Origin of the sequence: Aestuariibacter sp. GS-14 (genome assembly GCF_006494365.1) — a bacterium.
Classification (GTDB): Bacteria; Pseudomonadota; Gammaproteobacteria; order Enterobacterales; family Alteromonadaceae; genus Alteromonas; species Alteromonas mangrovi.
Window position 1 is genome coordinate 1 of record NZ_VHIP01000027.1, and the last position, 15945, is coordinate 15945.

Consider the following 15945-nt stretch of genomic DNA (forward strand, 5'->3'; position numbering starts at 1 on the left):
ACACTTCACTTGCGCTTCATTGTATAAACGTCGCACAGACTGCTGCAAAATCATACAGCAAAGATCAACACGCCCTAATAAGGTAAGCAATTTTGCGGTAAAAAAGCGCATAAAGTACGTCAATTCAAATTGCACAATTGAAACAAAATTGTATTCAAAGCAGCAGTAGCGTGACAATTTCCAAACAAGGCCTACCGGCCTTATTGGTCTACGGTACTCCCCGTTGCTTGAGTTTCTCCAGACTCACGCGATCTTTCATACTCATGATCAGCGCAGCGATACTTAAAAGTAAAATACTGCCAGATTCGTAAATCAGGACAATTTTATCGAGTTCTTTGCTTTGCAGAATAATCATGCGGCTCAATGCCGTCATGGCAATGATCAATGGCAAGGTTACCGGGATACGATTGCTATTGTAGTAGGCGGCCAGCATACCCATCACCTCAGCATAGATAAAGAGTAACAAGAGATCCGATAGCTCCACCTTTTGGTGGCGAAACATGTGCATTATTTCGGCACCCACTGCAACCAGCGTGGCCAGCATAATCAAAATCAACAGCAGTTTTTCAATCTGTCCAAGGAGTTTGGGCATCGCTTCCTCTTACTTCTATGCGAGTTGGTATATGCCATACTGCTAAAAGACAGCACGAATGGCTATTGCTCAAAAGTCGGAAATTGATACTGCTTGATGTGTAGTGGCTGGCACTACATTCAGACTAGACGAACTGGTTTTCAAACCAGCTGGAAAAAATCAAACAGGCAGACACACTGTCTACTTTGCCCTTCGACAGCTTTTTATATCCACCGAGTTCGAACAAAGCAGCTTTCGCATCGGCGGTACTCAGACGTTCATCCCAGGTAGTAACGGGCTTGTTAAAGCGGCCGTGTAACCGATTGGCGAAGGTTTCGGCCCGTTGGGTCATTAATTGTGTGGTGCCATCCATATTGAGCGGTAAACCTACTACCACCAAATGCGGCTGCCACTCGTTAAACAGCTTTCCCACTAATTCCCAGTCAGGTATGCCGTCGCGGGCTTTAAGGGCTTCAAGAGGCGAGGCTGTACCGGTGATTTCCTGGCCAATCGCAACGCCGATGCTGGTTGTGCCAAAATCGAAAGCCAGTACCGTTCTGTTTCCTGGCTCAGGCATGACCCACCTGAGGTGCCAGTTTCCATACGTCAACGCCAAGCAGTTGCATGGCCGCTTCCCAGCGTTTGTGAATAGGTGTGTTAAACAGAATATGCGGATCCGCTTCAATGGTTAGCCAGGCATTGTTCTGAATTTCTGACTCCAGTTGCCCGGCACTCCAGCCCGCATAGCCTAAGGTGATAACGGCGCGATCAGGTCCCCTGTGATTGCCCAGCGCACCCAAAATATCTTTAGAGGTGGTAACCATAATTTCCGGCGTTAGGGATAAACTTGAACTCCAGCCTGGTTGTGGCGTATGCAGAATAAAACCACGCTCTTGGCTGACCGGCCCGCCCGCCAGCACTATCTGCTGGCCTTTTTCATCGTCAACATCGGCGTCTTTTTCGGCTTGTTCCAGCAGTTCCCGCAGCGTCATGTTGGTAGGGTGGTTAACCACCAGACCCATTGCGCCGTCAGCATTGTGCTCGCAGATATAGGTTAAACTGCGTGCAAAAAATGGGTCTTCCATGGAAGGCATGGCAATTAAAAAGTGATTTGCCAGACTTTTTAGCTCAGTCATTGTACTACCTCGTTGATCCACTGCTACTCAGTATGACTCATTGCGCCAATTTTGCCTCTATGGCATCAAACAGGGCTGCCATAATGTTTATGTCGTAGGCGTGCTCTATCTCTCTTACACAGGTAGGGCTGGTTACGTTTATTTCGGTAATACGGTCGCCAATTACATCCAGGCCCACAAACAACAAACCTTTTTCTACCAATAACGGTGCAATGGTTTCTGCCAGGCGTTTGTCACTCTCGCTGATGGGTTGCGGACGGCCGGTACCACCTGCAGCCAGATTGCCTCGCGTTTCACCGGCAGAGGGCAGTCGGGCCAGGCAATAAGGCATCACTTCACCATTAACAATAAGTACGCGTTTATCGCCATCTTTAATTTCTGGTAGGTACTTTTGCACCATCATCTGACGTTGACCGTTGGCGGTAAGTGTTTCAATGATTACGCCAAGGTTGTTGCCATCTTCCTTAACACGAAATATAGACGCACCGCCCATACCGTCCAGCGGTTTACAAATTACATCTTTGTGTTTGGCGTGGAATTCGCGAACCAGCTTGCCGCTGCGAGTAACCAGGGTATCGGGGATCAATTCCGGGAAATAGGCAGTGAATAGCTTCTCGTTGAAGTCGCGCAGGCTTTGCGGGCGGTTCACTACCAGCGCACCATCGCGTTCAGCCAGTGACAGTATTTGGGTGGCGTATAAAAATTCGCTGTCGAAGGGCGGATCCTTGCGCATCAGCAATACGTTGATGTCGCCCAGCGCATAAGTAGCGGGCTCGCCCAGTGTGTAATAGTCTTTGTCCTGATCCCGCACGGTTACCGTTTGGCCAATCCCTTTCGGGATGCCATTATCGATATAGAGATCGCCAAGTTCAAAGTAAACAATGGTCGCGCCGCGTCGCTGGGCTTCCAGCATCATGGCAAAACTCGTGTCTTTGTAAGGTTTTATTTTGGCAATGGGATCCATTACCACGCCAACGGTATAGGTCATAGTGCGCTCTCAGAACTGTTAATATGTCCATAATGGAGATGATTCGACAGGAATCAAGCGCCTAGGCCAGAAATTATCACCTTGACAGGCTTGCCGAATCGAACTTACAGATCGCCAAACGTGGCTTGTAAAACTGCCACACTGGCTAACGCTGCGGTTTCTGTACGTAAAATGCGCGGGCCAAGCGAACAGCCGGTAAAACCGGTTTCCATTGCCTGGTGAACTTCGGTGTCAGATAAACCGCCCTCCGGGCCAATGAGTAGCCTGAATCCCTGACTGTTTGCTGAAAGCTGAGACAACTTTTGCTGGCTGCCTGGTGACAATACTAAACGGGTTTGCGCAGTCGATTCTGCCAACCATCCCGACAATGTTCGCGGTGCATTCAGAATGGGTAACGTATTTCGCCCACATTGCTCGCAAGCACCCTGAATAATTTTTTGCCACTGTTGCAGTTTCTTTTCCCAGCGTTTTTCATCCAACTTAACTGCGCAGCGTTCTGTAATAAGTGGCGTGATATGAGTGACACCTAACTCGGTGGCTTTTTGCAACACGATGTCCATGCGATCGCCTTTGGAAATGCCCTGACCCAAATGGATCGGCAACGGCGATTGCGGGTCAAGTGATAGTTTTGCGTCAATTTCCACAATCACCTGGCGGCGCTCGGCCACAATAATGGTTGCCGTGTATTCACTTCCATCGCCATTGAAGAGCACAACCGGATGCCCAGCTTTTAATCGCAATACATTGGCAACATGGTGAGTGGCATCACTGCTTAATACCAGTTCGGCGTCAACATTGATGATGTCGGGATGAAAAAGACGAGGGATTCGCATTACAAACTCATACGCTAATTTGGAAAAGCGTAGTGTACCTGCGGGAATGTGCTAGTTTCAATAAGAAGGGCTCCGGAGAGGCCGGAGCAGCCCTGGATTTTGGTTATTTTGAGGCAAATGTGTTGATTGCCTGGCCCTGACTGGGCACCATTTGCTTGGCGCGACGGGCATGTACTGTATGTTTGCCTTTATCGCTGGTAAGCGCATAACCAAAAATCATCAACACAACGGTAAATAATAAGCTTAGTAGTAACATTTTCTATTCCTTAAAAAAATCTACCTTCATTGCTGGCAGTCACGTCATACTACTTAAGTTAATGTGCGTAAAAAGCATACCAACAAATACTACTGAATACCCCACAATACCTTTTGTGGCCTCTACACAGACTCATTAGCCTGCACAGGTCACAAAATATAGAGTGAAAAAGGCGAAAATTCCAGCTAAAAATGCCTTAAAAAACGGCCCTGAAAAAATCCTCTATGCTTTCAGCTACTTGGCTTTCAGCGATATTTCACATGACGCTCACGATACCTGTGGGGTGTGACAATCTGATGAAGATATTTTGTCAGTGTTATTTAGTTGCGAAGCCCATTCGATCACTGATAAGTTATTAGATACTTTTTCAGCAACACGGATAGAAACATGTTTAATCAAGAAGATATCGAAATGTATATCAATACCTATGCCATTCCTTGGGGAATAAATATCGCAATGGCGATAATTATTTTTGTACTTGGGCGCATGGTGGTGGGTGTCATTATTTCCATGATTGGCAAATTAATGGCCAAATCAAAATATGACGCCATGCTGGTGGATTTTCTGAAGTCAATTCTGAATGCCATCTTAATGTTGTTTGTTGTGGTTGCCTCGTTAGATCAATTGGGTGTAGATACCACTTCACTGGTTGCTATTTTAGGTGCCGCGGGCCTGGCAATAGGCTTGTCGTTGCAGGATTCTCTGAAGAATTTTGCTGCCGGCGTAATGTTACTGGTATTTAAACCTTTCCGTTCAGGTGATTTTATTGAAGCGGCAGGTACAGCTGGTGTGGTGAAAAAGATCGGTATTTTCACTTCAACCATGAACACACCGGATAACAAAGAGATTATCGTGCCCAACGGCAAGATCTATGGCGACAATATTGTAAACTACTCAGCCATGGCAACCCGTCGCGCAGATATGACCTTTGGCATTGGGTATGGCGATGATTTGCTGAAGGCCAAAACACTGCTTGAGCAAATGGTTACCGAGGACGAGCGTATTTTAACCGAACCGGCACCTGTGGTTGCGGTATCGTCACTCGGTGATTCCAGCGTAAACTTTGTTGTGCGCCCCTGGGTGAAAAAAGAAGATTATTGGGCGGTTATCTGGGCGTTTACTGAAAATGTGAAGTTGCGTTTCGACCAGGAAGGCATTTCAATCCCGTTCCCGCAGATGGATGTGCACTTGTACAAAGAGAGCGAAGGGCAGGAAGAAGGCAAATAAGCCTGCTTACTCCTAATAAAAAATCCCGGCTTGCCGGGATTTTTTATTTCAAGTACCAACCTACTGACAAGTCGCTTTTTTGCCACTTGCCGTGTAATCACGCATCGCTGCTTCCATATTGGCTTGCAGATTTTCGATACGCGTTTGCGGAGCAGGGTGGGTAGACAGAATTTCAGCCGGGCGCTCACCGCCGCTTGCGGCTTCCATGTTTTGCCATAGCTCAACCGACTGACGAGGGTCGAATCCAGCAAGCGCCATCAATTGTAAGCCAATAATGTCAGCTTCAGACTCATGTGCGCGGCTAAAAGGTAATTGCACGCCTACCTGTAACCCTAAACCAAGGCCAGACATAATGGCCTGATTGTAAGGCACTTCATTGGCTGCAAGGATTTGATTAACCGCCTGAGAGCCCATTTCAATTAACGTGCTCTGTGACATCCTCTCGTTACCATGCTGAGCAATAACATGACCAATTTCGTGGCCAATTACCGCCGCCAGCTGATGCTGGTTTTTGGCAACATTCAATAAGCCGGTGTACACGCCGATTTTACCCCCCGGCAGTGCAAATGCGTTTACCTGCTCATCGTTAAATACAACCACTTCCCAATTTCCGCCATACACACCCGCGGGCACAAACGGCAGTAAGGTTTCTGCCACGCATTGCACATAAGTGTTTTGCGACGCTTTTTGAGACACCGGTGTTTCCGCTTTCATGCCGTCAAAGGCCTGGGCGCCCATTTGGTCGAGTTGGGTACTGCTGAAAATCAGCAATTGGCTGCGACCTGTTGGCGAGGTGGCACAAGCCGTTATACCCATTGCTAACAGCAGACAACTGGTTATTTTTAATAGTGGTTTCATTCCGTATTCCTTTCGCAGCATGGCACGCAGTGTGTTTATCGTTACCGGATTATTACGCGGTGATTCATAAATCTGTCATCCCCGGGACATCAAAGTGTCATCGGAAGTTCTTACTTTTACTAGTTTAACACCTTGATAATGCAACGCTAATTATTGTTGTTGCAGCAGGGTTTAGCTTACTTCAAAAGACTACAAAAAAGGAACAACAATGATAGCGTCAAACTATAAAGCAAGCCTGTTGGCACTCGCAATTGCAGGTTTATTAGGCGGTTGTAGCCTCGAAGGGGATGATGGCCAGGATGGTGCAACAGGTGCTCAGGGATCACAAGGCGAGAGCGGAGCAAACGGTGCTGATGGTCAGGATGCACTGCAAGGTATTGCACTGTCGGTAATAGGCCGGGCAACGCTGAATGCTCAAGGCGCAGCTGAAATTGTTCAGTATGACGTTAGTACCAATACCATTTATGTGACTAACAGCGATACCAATTCTGTGGAAATGGTTAGCACGGCAGCCTTAACAACTGAGGCAATGAGTAACCCGATCACCAGTTTTAACATGACAACCGGAACCAGTTTAGCTCTTCCTACAGAGATAGATGGAGTGGCATTGGCTGGATTAACCAGTATTGCGCTGTCTGGCGATTTGCTGGCCGTAGCGGTGCCGGCAGACAATAAAAGTGACAATGGTTATATCCTGTTTTACACCGGTGTATCGGGTTCTGCGCCAGTATTTTTGAAAGCTGTTGAGGTGGGCAATTTGCCTGATATGGTTACATTTACGCCAGACGGAACCAAAGTACTGGTTGCTAATGAAGGGGAACCCAGCGGTGATTATACTATCGATCCAGAAGGCTCTGTGGCGGTGATCGCTGTAGCCGATGGCGTGCCTGCGGACACGGCTTCAATTGTTGATTTTACCGCATTTAATAACCAGAAAGCCGCGTTAACCGCAATGGGAATGCATTTTCCGAATCCCGAAGGCCGCACCATTAATGGCGTTACCATCACAACTAGCGTGGCACAGGATTTAGAGCCTGAATACATCACCACAAATAACGAAACCGCATTTGTAACGCTACAGGAAAACAACGGCGTGGCAGTGATCGACTTAACCACTCTGGAAGTCAGCATTGTTGGTTTGGGTTTCAAAGACTGGTCTGAGTTAAATATCGATGCGCAGGAAGACGGTGAAGTCAGTTTTGGCAAATACGCGGGTCTGTATGGCGTATACATGCCTGATACTATTGCCATGTATACCTGGAAAGATGCGCCTTTCCTGTTAACCGCAAACGAAGGTGATGCACGTGAGTATTTTATTGCTGATGATTTTACTGAAGCAGAGTGTACCGCTGCCGGTGGTCAGGATTTCGATGATGGAGAGTGTCTTGCATTTACGGAAGAAGTGAAGCTGAAAAATCTCACTGCAGCGCCAGGTTCGTTACTTGAAGCACTGCAAATTAACGGTGATATTGATGATTTACGTGTTACCAATGCGCTGGGTGACACTGACGGCGATGGTCAGTATGACGCTGCCTATACCTATGGTGCTCGCTCCTTTACCATTTGGGATCAGAATGGACTGGTTGTGTTTGATTCAGGTGACGATTTTGAGCGTATTACGGCGTCCATTTATGGAGCGCAGTTCAATAATGGCGACGATGAAAATGAAGGTGACTCACGTTCTGAAAACAAAGGGCCCGAGCCAGAAGCATTAACCGTTGGCAAAGTAGGTGAGCGTACCTACGCGTTTATCGGTTTAGAGCGAATGGGCGGGATCTTTATTTACGATATCACTAATCCATACGATGCATTCTTTGTTGATTACATTAACAATCGCGATGTTACCGAAGGCCTTACCGTAGATGATGCCATTGGTGATTTGGCGCCCGAGAGCCTGTTGTTTGTTGCGGCTGAGGACAGCGTTACAGGTTTGCCAATGCTGATCGCAGGTAATGAAGTGAGCGGTACAGTTGCTGTTTACGGTATCACTGCGCTGTAAGTGTAAGCTAAGGCGAAAGCCTCTGCCTTAAAAAGGCCCGCATAGCAATTAACGGCTATGCGGGCTTTTTTTATGTGCACTGACAACGGTTTACATTGTCTTTTTTTACTTTCTGACAGCACTTCTTACTTTATTATGTCGCAAATGTCATTAAATGCACAAAGTAAATAAAATAATCGAAAGTATAATTGAAAGTGTGTGAGGTTGAGTGAATAATTATTATACAAAATAAAAGGCGTTCGCTGACTTTTTGGTTAGCTTATATAGTTGAACGCTTTATTTGTTGAGGTGTTTATGGCTTCGATGAAAATGTATTTAGTTGGATTACGTCGCATTTTTAATGTAGGGTTAAACGTATTCAAAGAAATATCATTGTTTATTTTCGTTTTGCTGCATACCTATGTTGTCGGGTGTATTGGCATTACCCGCACATCCCATGAACCCTCATCCATTTTAGCTGCAGGCCACGCCAGTGTTGGCTTAACTTATCTTCAATACACTTCAGGCAGCAAGCATCTTGGTTTGCATCCTAGTCAGCTTAACCTCAACCAGGTTGCCGCACATCGCCCATTTACTTACTCCTTGGTAGCGCTTGTCAGTGTTGCTGTAGGAGCTGGACCGTCTGAACTACAAGCAGTTGGAGTATAGCGTATGTCAAAACATATCTTAGTTGTTGATGACTCAGTTTCAATCCGCCGAATGGTAGAAGTCACGTTAAAGAGTGCGCAGTTTCAGGTCACTCTGGCCGAGGATGGCGAAGATGCTTTGGACAAGTGCAAACATGGCTCATTTGATTTTGTATTAACGGACCAGAATATGCCGCGGATGGACGGTATCACGTTAATCCAATCATTGAGAAATATGGTGACGTTTCAAAGGACCCCAATCGTTGTGCTAACAACCGAATCCGGCTACGACATTAAACAACGTGGCCGCGCTGCCGGGGCGACTGGCTGGATGGTAAAACCGTTTTCGCCAGACGTGTTACTGAACGTAATGCACCGGGTTCTCGGATAAGCTGGCAACCAGAGCGAGGATGGCTAATGAGCGTTAATCTTGAGCAGTTCCATGCGGTGTTTTTTGATGAAAGCAATGAGCATCTACAGGCAATGGAACAATTGCTGATGTCGCTGAATGTTGACCATCCAGACATGGAAGAACTGAACAGTATTTTCCGCGCGGCACATTCAATAAAAGGCGGTAGTGGAATATTTGGCTTTGAAGCGCTGGCTGGTCTTACTCATGTAATGGAAACCTTACTGGACCGGGCGCGCAATCAAACCATGCGTTTATCGGTAAATGCAGTTGATGTACTGCTTGATACCGTAGACGTACTGAAGGCCACACTGGATGCATACATGCACGGTGGAGTGCTACCAAATACAGATATTGCGAATGGGATAACCAAGCTGGAAGGCCTGCTTGGCAGTGGATCTGATTCAGCGGCTGTTGTTAATGAAGCGAAATTAGACGACGAAACGCCGCTTGCCTTGTTAGAAGACGATGGCTTCGGCTTAGTTGACTCAATGCAGGAAACGTCCGAGTCATCGTTTGATACCGATGATCTATTCGCTGATTTGGCTTTCGTTTCGACCGCGCAAACGTCAAACGCGTTGCCTGAAAACGCAATTCAAGCCCAACAGGCAACAGTTGCACAAGCCAAGTTACACAGTACTCCATATACAGAAAACCTAAAAAACGTCACGCCTATTTCTGGTGTCCGATCCGAGTCTGAGGGCAAACCCTCCACAGCCAAAGAATCGGGTTCAATTCGCGTGGATACATACAAGATAGACGGCATGGTGAATCTGGTTGGGGAACTGGTAATCACTCAGTCAATGCTGTCTATGATTGGCAGTAGTCTGGAAGGCAAAGCAGGCAAAATGCTACAGGCGGTTATCGACGAATTGCAACGCAATACCCGCGAGATCCAGGAATCTGCCATGTCGATGCGTATGCTGCCGGTAAATATGACGTTTAACCGGTTCCCGCGGGTGGTGAGAGATCTCTCGCAAAAGTTGGGCAAGCAAGTCAATTTGGTGATGGAAGGCGGCGCAACTGAAATTGATAAAAGTATGATCGAAAAACTGGTGGACCCGCTTACTCACCTGGTGCGAAACAGTATTGATCACGGTATCGAAACGCCTGCGATTCGACGTGAAGCAGGTAAGCCGGAAATCGGTACCGTAGTGCTTAGCGCCGCGCAGAAAGGCAGTAGCATAATCATTCGAATTCAGGATGACGGGGCGGGCTTGAATCGTCAGCGTATTCTAAATAAAGCCGCCGAAAATGGCCTGATTCAAAGTGATGACATGCCCGATCACGAGGTTTGGAAGTTGATTTTTGAACCGGGCTTTTCAACTGCCACAGAAGTCACCGATGTCTCCGGTCGCGGCGTGGGAATGGACGTTGTAAAACGCAATATTGAATCGATAGGCGGACGCATTGAGATTGAATCCAGACATGGAGCGGGCTCATCGTTCGACATTCATTTACCCCTGACCCTAGCGATTGTTGACGGTATGTGTGTTGCCGTTGGCGATCAGGTTTTCGTGGTGCCCTTACTCAACATTATTGAGTCATTCCAGCCAAAACGCGAACACATTCAAACGGTGAGCAATGAAACGTTGCTGAGTACCCGAGGTGAGTACTGGCCACTGATAGCGTTGTACGAAGCGATGGATGTTGGCGGTGCAATTGAAGATCCGGCAGACAGTATCGTGGTGCTGTTGGAAAGTGGCAAAAAGCGTTTTGGCATTCAGGTAGATGCGCTGTTAGGGCAGCAACAGGTAGTGATTAAAAGCCTGGAAAAGCATTATCGAAAAGTCGCTGGCATAGCCGGTGCAACCATTATGGGTGATGGCAAGGTAGCGTTGATTCTTGATGCTGATTCCTTAGCTCAATCCTGCCACAACACTATGAATCAAGAGGCATGCGCATGACACAAGCAACCTTACAGCAAACCCCTGTCGCTTCAGACGAAAAAGAATACCTGAGTTTCGTATTGGGCAAGGAGTGTTATGCCATCGATATTGCCACTGTAAAAGAAATACGGGGGTATGAGCCGGCCACCAAAATTGCAAATGCGCCAGCATTTATTAAGGGCGTACTGAATTTGCGTGGCGACATTGTGCCTATTGTGGATTTGCGCATTAAGTTTGAGGTAGGTACGCCTACCTACAACGAATTTACCATTGTGATCATGCTGCATATTTTTGATCGCATTGTAGGCGTAGTGGTGGACGCAGTGTCCGATGTCGTGCGTTTAACCGACGAGGATATTTTACCACCACCGAATTTTGGCGTTGCTTTCGACAGCCAGTTTTTACTTGGACTGGCAGATGTGGAGAGTTCAATGGTGATTTTGGTCAATATCGAAAAGCTGATCACCAGCGACGCATTAGCACTTGTCGACAATACCCAAACTGCCGCGTAAACCGGTCAACTAACAAATTTCTTGTTGGTGATCACGCATCAACAAGCAAGCATATGATGGAGTGAAATCATGAGCGTATTTAATTTATTTAACCAAGATGCGTTAAAAGCAGCACAAAAGCTGTCAATCATGCAACAGAAAGCACTGGATAACAGTTCTGCGGCCATCATGATGGCAGACGCAACCGGTATAATTACTTATGCCAATCAGGCTTGCCGTCAATGCATGGAACACTGCGGCATATCGGTTAGCATCGGCCAGCATTGTGATTCGTTAAAGCAAGGTTTGTTTGCCCAACTACAACAACATAAAAGTGGTAATGCAGTAAACGTGGGCGGGGTAGCATTAAAATTAACCACAACAACCCTGATGAATAGCATTGGGCAAGCAGACGGCTATGTGCTTGAGTGGGCCGATACCACTCAAGCCCAGGCTGAACACGGTAAATTAGCGGCCATGGACCGCGCTCAGGCAGTGATTGAATTTTTACCGGATGGCACGATTGATGCCGCCAACGAAAACTTTCTGAGTACTTCAGGCTACACACTCAATGATATCAAGGGAAAGCACCATAGGATGTTTGTCGAATCCGCTTTTGCCAGCTCCAAAGAATACGCGGAATTTTGGCAAAGTCTCAGACAGGGCAACATTCAGGCGGGTGAATTTAAACGCCTCAACAAGCAGGGGCAGCCGTTCTGGATCCAGGCATCGTACAATCCCATATTTGATGAGAACCGCAATGTTGTTCGCGTAGTGAAGTTTGCAACTGATATAACACAAGAAAAGCTCAATAATGCCAACTACAACGGCCAGATTTCGGCTATCAGCAAATCTCAGGCAGTTATCGAATTTGACTTAAATGGCATAATTTTAAACGCAAACGAGAACTTCCTTTCCACCCTGGGGTATACGCTGGCAGAGATTCAGGGTAAACACCACAGTATGTTCGTTAAACCCGAGTTGGCAACATCAGAAGAATACAAAGCGTTTTGGCATTCTCTGAAGGCAGGCCAATTCTTTAGCGGTGAGTTTCAGCGCATTGGTAAAGGTGGGCGGGATGTATGGATTCAGGCCAGTTACAACCCCATCATGGACCTGGATGGTAAGCCATTCAAGGTGGTTAAGTATGCGTCAGATATTACTGCCGCGAAATACCGGACTGCTGATTTTTCCGGCCAGATTGACGCCATTGGCAAATCTCAGGCTGTGATCGCCTTTACACCCGATGGTACGGTGTTAGATGCAAACCAGAACTTCCTGGATGCACTGGGGTATACCCTGGACGAAATTAAAGGTCAGCATCACCGCATGTTTGTGGATGTGGCAACGCAAAACAGCGCAGACTATAAATCCTTCTGGTCTTCATTGTCGAAAGGAAAGTTCTTCGCCGGTGAATTCAAACGCATCACGCGCAGTGGTGATGAAATCTGGATTCAGGCTTCGTACAACCCCATTCTGGATATGAACGGCAAAGTGTTCAAAGTGGTAAAATTTGCCACCGACATTACCGCAGAAAAGCGCAAGAATGCGTATTTTGAAGGGCAATTAAACGCCATTGGTAAATCACAGGCTGTGATCGAGTTTAACATGGACGGCAGCATCATCAGCGCGAATGATAATTTCCTCAATGCCCTGGGGTACAGACTGGAAGAAATACAAGGCAAACACCACAGTATGTTTGTTGAGAATGGTTATAAGAATAGTCCGGAATACAAACACTTTTGGGAAAACCTGAACAAAGGCGTGTTTGCCTCGGGGGAATTTAAACGCATTGCAAAAGGCGGCCGCGAAATCTGGATCCAGGCAACCTACAACCCTATTCTGGATCAGAATGGCAAGCCATTCCGGGTAGTGAAGTTTGCTACCGACGTTACCGCGAGAACGAAAGCGGTAAATGAAATCAAGCATGTTATGACACAACTGGCTAAAGGTGATTTAACCTGCAAAATTGAACAGGAGTTTGAAGGCGAATTTAAAGAGCTGGGCCAGGCAACCGACCAGTTTATCAGAGATATTCGGACGACTATTTCAGACGTTAAAGACGTAATGACAAGACTGGCAGACGGTGATTTAACCTGCGGTATCGAACATGAATTTGAGGGCGACTTCAAAGTACTTGGCGAAGCCATTAACGAGTTTGTTCACAATATGCGTAGCACCATCGGTGAAATCAATGAAGCAGTGGAAACCATCAATACTGCATCGTCGGAAATTGCCACAGGGAACGCAGATTTGTCTTCGCGTACCGAGCAGCAGGCTTCCAGCCTGGAAGAAACGTCTTCCAGCATGGAGGAGCTCAATGGCACGGTAAAACTAAACGCAGAAAATGCCGAACAGGCTAATAATCTGGCTTCTCAAGCCTGTAACGTTGCTGCTGAAGGGGGGGAGATGATCAAACAGGTTGTAACTACCATGTCAGCCATTAATGCTTCTGCACAGCGAATTTCCGATATTATCGGGGTAATTGATGGCATAGCGTTTCAAACCAACATACTGGCGTTGAATGCTGCTGTGGAAGCTGCAAGAGCGGGCGAGCAGGGGCGCGGTTTCGCCGTAGTTGCCAGCGAAGTGAGAACATTGGCGCAGCGCTCAGCTGACGCCGCTAAAGATATTAAAGAACTCATCTCTGACTCGGTGACTAAAATCAGTACGGGCAACGAACTGGTTAATCGTTCCGGTAAAACCATGGATGATGTGGTGATGGCAATCAAACGAGTGAATGACATCATGTCAGAGATTGCTGCTGCGTCGGTTGAGCAAGCTTCAGGCATCGATGAAGTGAGCAAGGCAGTAGTACAAATGGACGAAATGACGCAACAAAATGCCGCATTGGTAGAAGAAGCTGCCGCTGCAGCCGAAAGCCTGCGTCATCAGGCTGGGCAATTATCAGATCGGGTTGCAACGTTCAAACTAGAACAACACACTTTGCAGTCCATATCTAAAACGCCCATGTTGACCAGAAAACCGGTTATCGCACCATCAAAGCCTGCTATCAATGGACACTTACATACGTCATTGCCTAAAACCAAGGCCATGTTAAAGCCAGCCAAAGTCGCAGACGATGAATGGGAGATGTTCTGATGCAACTGGCTACCGCTTCAGCGGTACCAAGGGAGTTTGCATTTCACAGAAATGACTTTGAAAAAGTACGCAGCACCCTGATGAGCAAGGCGGGTATCCGCCTTGCAGACTCCAAAGATGGTATGGTCTACAGCCGCCTGTCTCGCAGGTTACGGGCCCTAAATATTGACAGCTTCAGTCAGTATTTGAGGCTGGTGGAATCCTCTTCCGCGGAGCAAGAGCAATTTATTAATGCACTAACCACCAATCTAACTTCATTTTTTCGTGAAGCGCATCACTTTGATGCGCTGGCCAAATATTTACATGAACATCCGGACACTCACACCATTTGGTGTGCCGCCAGCAGCACTGGGGAAGAGCCTTACTCAATTGCGATGGTGGTGGCAGAGGTCTTTGGAAGCTATAAACCACCGATAAGTATCATTGCATCTGACATCGACAGTAACGTATTGGCAAAAGCCAGGAGAGGTGTTTATTCCTATAACAGCATTGAAAAACTCTCTCAGAGCAGAAAACAGCAGTTTTTTCACCGCGGCAAAGGCACAAATGTCGGAAAGGTTAAAGTGGTTGATGAATTAAGGGACATGGTGACCTTCAGACAAATCAATCTGCAACAAGTGCACTGGGGGTTTAAGCAGTGTGTAAACGTCATATTTTGTCGCAATGTGATGATTTATTTCGATAAGGATACACAGCTCAAATTACTGGCTCGTATGGTGGATTTACTGCCTGAGAATGGCATGTATGTAGCCGGACACTCTGAAAATTTTAATTTGCAGACTCACCTGGTACGCCCGATGGGCAAAACAATATATCGGCCCGTGAAGTAAAGGTATGCAGCAGACATTTGATGATTCAGAGGCAACCCCCGTCGCGTATTTCGACACCCGCTTTAATCGCGACGCCATTAAGTTGTTACCCGGACAGTATTTTGCCACCAGTGCCGACAAGCTGATAGTGACTGTGCTCGGCTCATGTGTTGCAGCCTGTATTCGCGACCCGATTGCCCGAATTGGGGGAATGAATCACTTTATGTTACCAGAAGCCGCCCGCGATGACGACCGGGTACGCAGTATGCTAACCCGTTACGGCCTGCACGCCATGACAATGTTAATCGCACACATTGAAGAGCTTGGCGGTCGCAGAGAGCGGCTGGAAGCGAAGGTGTTTGGCGGTGGTAAAGTACTTAACGGTTTTGAAAAGTGTGATGTAGGACAGATCAACGCAAAATTTGTGCAAGCCTTTTTAACCCGAACTGGTATTCCTGTGGTGGGTCAGGACTTGTGTCAGGATTATGCCCGCAAAATTTACTACATGCCCGCTACTGGTGAAGTCTACATGAAACGCATTCAGCGCTATAACAACACTACCATTTTTGACCGCGAGCAACGGCATCGGCAGAGCTTGCTGGCTCAAAACCACAATGTGCAAATATAAGTTTATGGCGTACAGTCTTGTTTGAATTCGTTTTGCTTGCTGTGTTTTTAGGGCGTGTTGATCTTTGCTGTATTAATTTTGTTCGTTCTAGGTGTTCAGCGATCGCGGCGCATGTTCGCAGGT

The 15945-nt window shown here is 47.0% G+C and carries 16 protein-coding genes; 9 read left to right on the forward strand and 7 right to left on the reverse strand.

What is annotated here, in order from left to right:
• Window positions 1-208 precede the first annotated feature (208 nt).
• From FJ444_RS20990 to FJ444_RS21465, 6 genes are all read right to left on the reverse strand, one after another.
• A complete protein-coding gene (locus tag FJ444_RS20990) occupies window positions 209-592 on the reverse strand; it encodes a phosphate-starvation-inducible PsiE family protein (RefSeq protein WP_140961868.1) in 384 nt (127 codons plus the stop codon).
• A 124-nt stretch (window positions 593-716) separates the two neighbouring features.
• Entirely contained in the window at window positions 717-1148 is a 432-nt protein-coding gene (ruvX, locus tag FJ444_RS20995) for a Holliday junction resolvase RuvX (protein ID WP_140961870.1), read from the reverse strand.
• Window positions 1141-1707 carry a YqgE/AlgH family protein gene (locus FJ444_RS21000; RefSeq protein ID WP_140961872.1) on the reverse strand — a complete coding sequence of 189 codons (567 nt, stop codon included), beginning with the start codon at window positions 1705-1707 and terminating at the stop codon, window positions 1141-1143. The genes ruvX and FJ444_RS21000 overlap by 8 nt, the downstream gene beginning before the upstream one ends.
• A gap of 37 nt (window positions 1708-1744) precedes the next feature.
• Complete coding sequence (gene gshB, locus FJ444_RS21005) at window positions 1745-2695, reverse strand: glutathione synthase (protein ID WP_140961874.1); 951 nt, start codon at window positions 2693-2695, stop codon at window positions 1745-1747.
• 104 nt (window positions 2696-2799) lie between these two features.
• Window positions 2800-3528 (reverse strand): 16S rRNA (uracil(1498)-N(3))-methyltransferase, encoded by a 729-nt coding sequence (locus tag FJ444_RS21010; protein WP_140961876.1) that lies wholly within the window; start codon window positions 3526-3528, stop codon window positions 2800-2802.
• Between the two features lie 103 nt (window positions 3529-3631).
• On the reverse strand, window positions 3632-3784 hold the full coding sequence (locus tag FJ444_RS21465) for a hypothetical protein (RefSeq protein WP_181405266.1): 153 nt from the start codon (window positions 3782-3784) through the stop codon (window positions 3632-3634).
• 387 nt (window positions 3785-4171) lie between these two features.
• Between FJ444_RS21465 and FJ444_RS21015 the strand changes: the two genes are divergently transcribed.
• A complete protein-coding gene (locus tag FJ444_RS21015) occupies window positions 4172-5011 on the forward strand; it encodes a mechanosensitive ion channel family protein (RefSeq protein ID WP_140961878.1) in 840 nt (279 codons plus the stop codon).
• A gap of 60 nt (window positions 5012-5071) precedes the next feature.
• On the opposite strand, the gene FJ444_RS21020 is transcribed toward FJ444_RS21015, so the two are convergent.
• Window positions 5072-5869, reverse strand: coding sequence for a M48 family metallopeptidase (locus FJ444_RS21020; RefSeq protein ID WP_140961879.1), 798 nt, complete (start codon window positions 5867-5869; stop codon window positions 5072-5074).
• Between the two features lie 208 nt (window positions 5870-6077).
• Here FJ444_RS21020 and FJ444_RS21025 point away from each other — a divergent pair, with 208 nt between their 5' ends.
• The 8 genes from FJ444_RS21025 (at window position 6078) to cheD (ending at window position 15822) form a co-directional block, all read left to right on the forward strand.
• Entirely contained in the window at window positions 6078-7868 is a 1791-nt protein-coding gene (locus tag FJ444_RS21025; protein ID WP_140961881.1) for a choice-of-anchor I family protein, read from the forward strand.
• 294 nt (window positions 7869-8162) lie between these two features.
• Complete coding sequence (locus tag FJ444_RS21030; protein WP_181405267.1) at window positions 8163-8516, forward strand: hypothetical protein; 354 nt, start codon at window positions 8163-8165, stop codon at window positions 8514-8516.
• 3 nt (window positions 8517-8519) lie between these two features.
• Window positions 8520-8885, forward strand: coding sequence for a response regulator (locus FJ444_RS21035; RefSeq protein WP_140961885.1), 366 nt, complete (start codon window positions 8520-8522; stop codon window positions 8883-8885).
• A 26-nt stretch (window positions 8886-8911) separates the two neighbouring features.
• The gene (locus tag FJ444_RS21040) at window positions 8912-10810 is read left to right on the forward strand and encodes a chemotaxis protein CheA (RefSeq protein ID WP_140961887.1); all 1899 of its coding nucleotides are present in this window, start codon (window positions 8912-8914) and stop codon (window positions 10808-10810) included.
• On the forward strand, window positions 10807-11304 hold the full coding sequence (locus FJ444_RS21045) for a chemotaxis protein CheW (protein WP_140961889.1): 498 nt from the start codon (window positions 10807-10809) through the stop codon (window positions 11302-11304). The genes FJ444_RS21040 and FJ444_RS21045 overlap by 4 nt, the downstream gene beginning before the upstream one ends.
• Before the next feature lie 369 nt (window positions 11305-11673).
• Window positions 11674-14385: a PAS domain-containing protein gene (locus tag FJ444_RS21050; RefSeq protein WP_370298081.1), complete on the forward strand. Its 2712-nt coding sequence runs from the start codon at window positions 11674-11676 to the stop codon at window positions 14383-14385.
• Complete coding sequence (locus tag FJ444_RS21055) at window positions 14370-15215, forward strand: CheR family methyltransferase (RefSeq protein WP_255439390.1); 846 nt, start codon at window positions 14370-14372, stop codon at window positions 15213-15215. The genes FJ444_RS21050 and FJ444_RS21055 overlap by 16 nt, the downstream gene beginning before the upstream one ends.
• Window positions 15216-15219: 4 nt before the next feature.
• Window positions 15220-15822: a chemoreceptor glutamine deamidase CheD gene (cheD, locus tag FJ444_RS21060; RefSeq protein WP_140961893.1), complete on the forward strand. Its 603-nt coding sequence runs from the start codon at window positions 15220-15222 to the stop codon at window positions 15820-15822.
• Window positions 15823-15945: the final 123 nt, after the last annotated feature.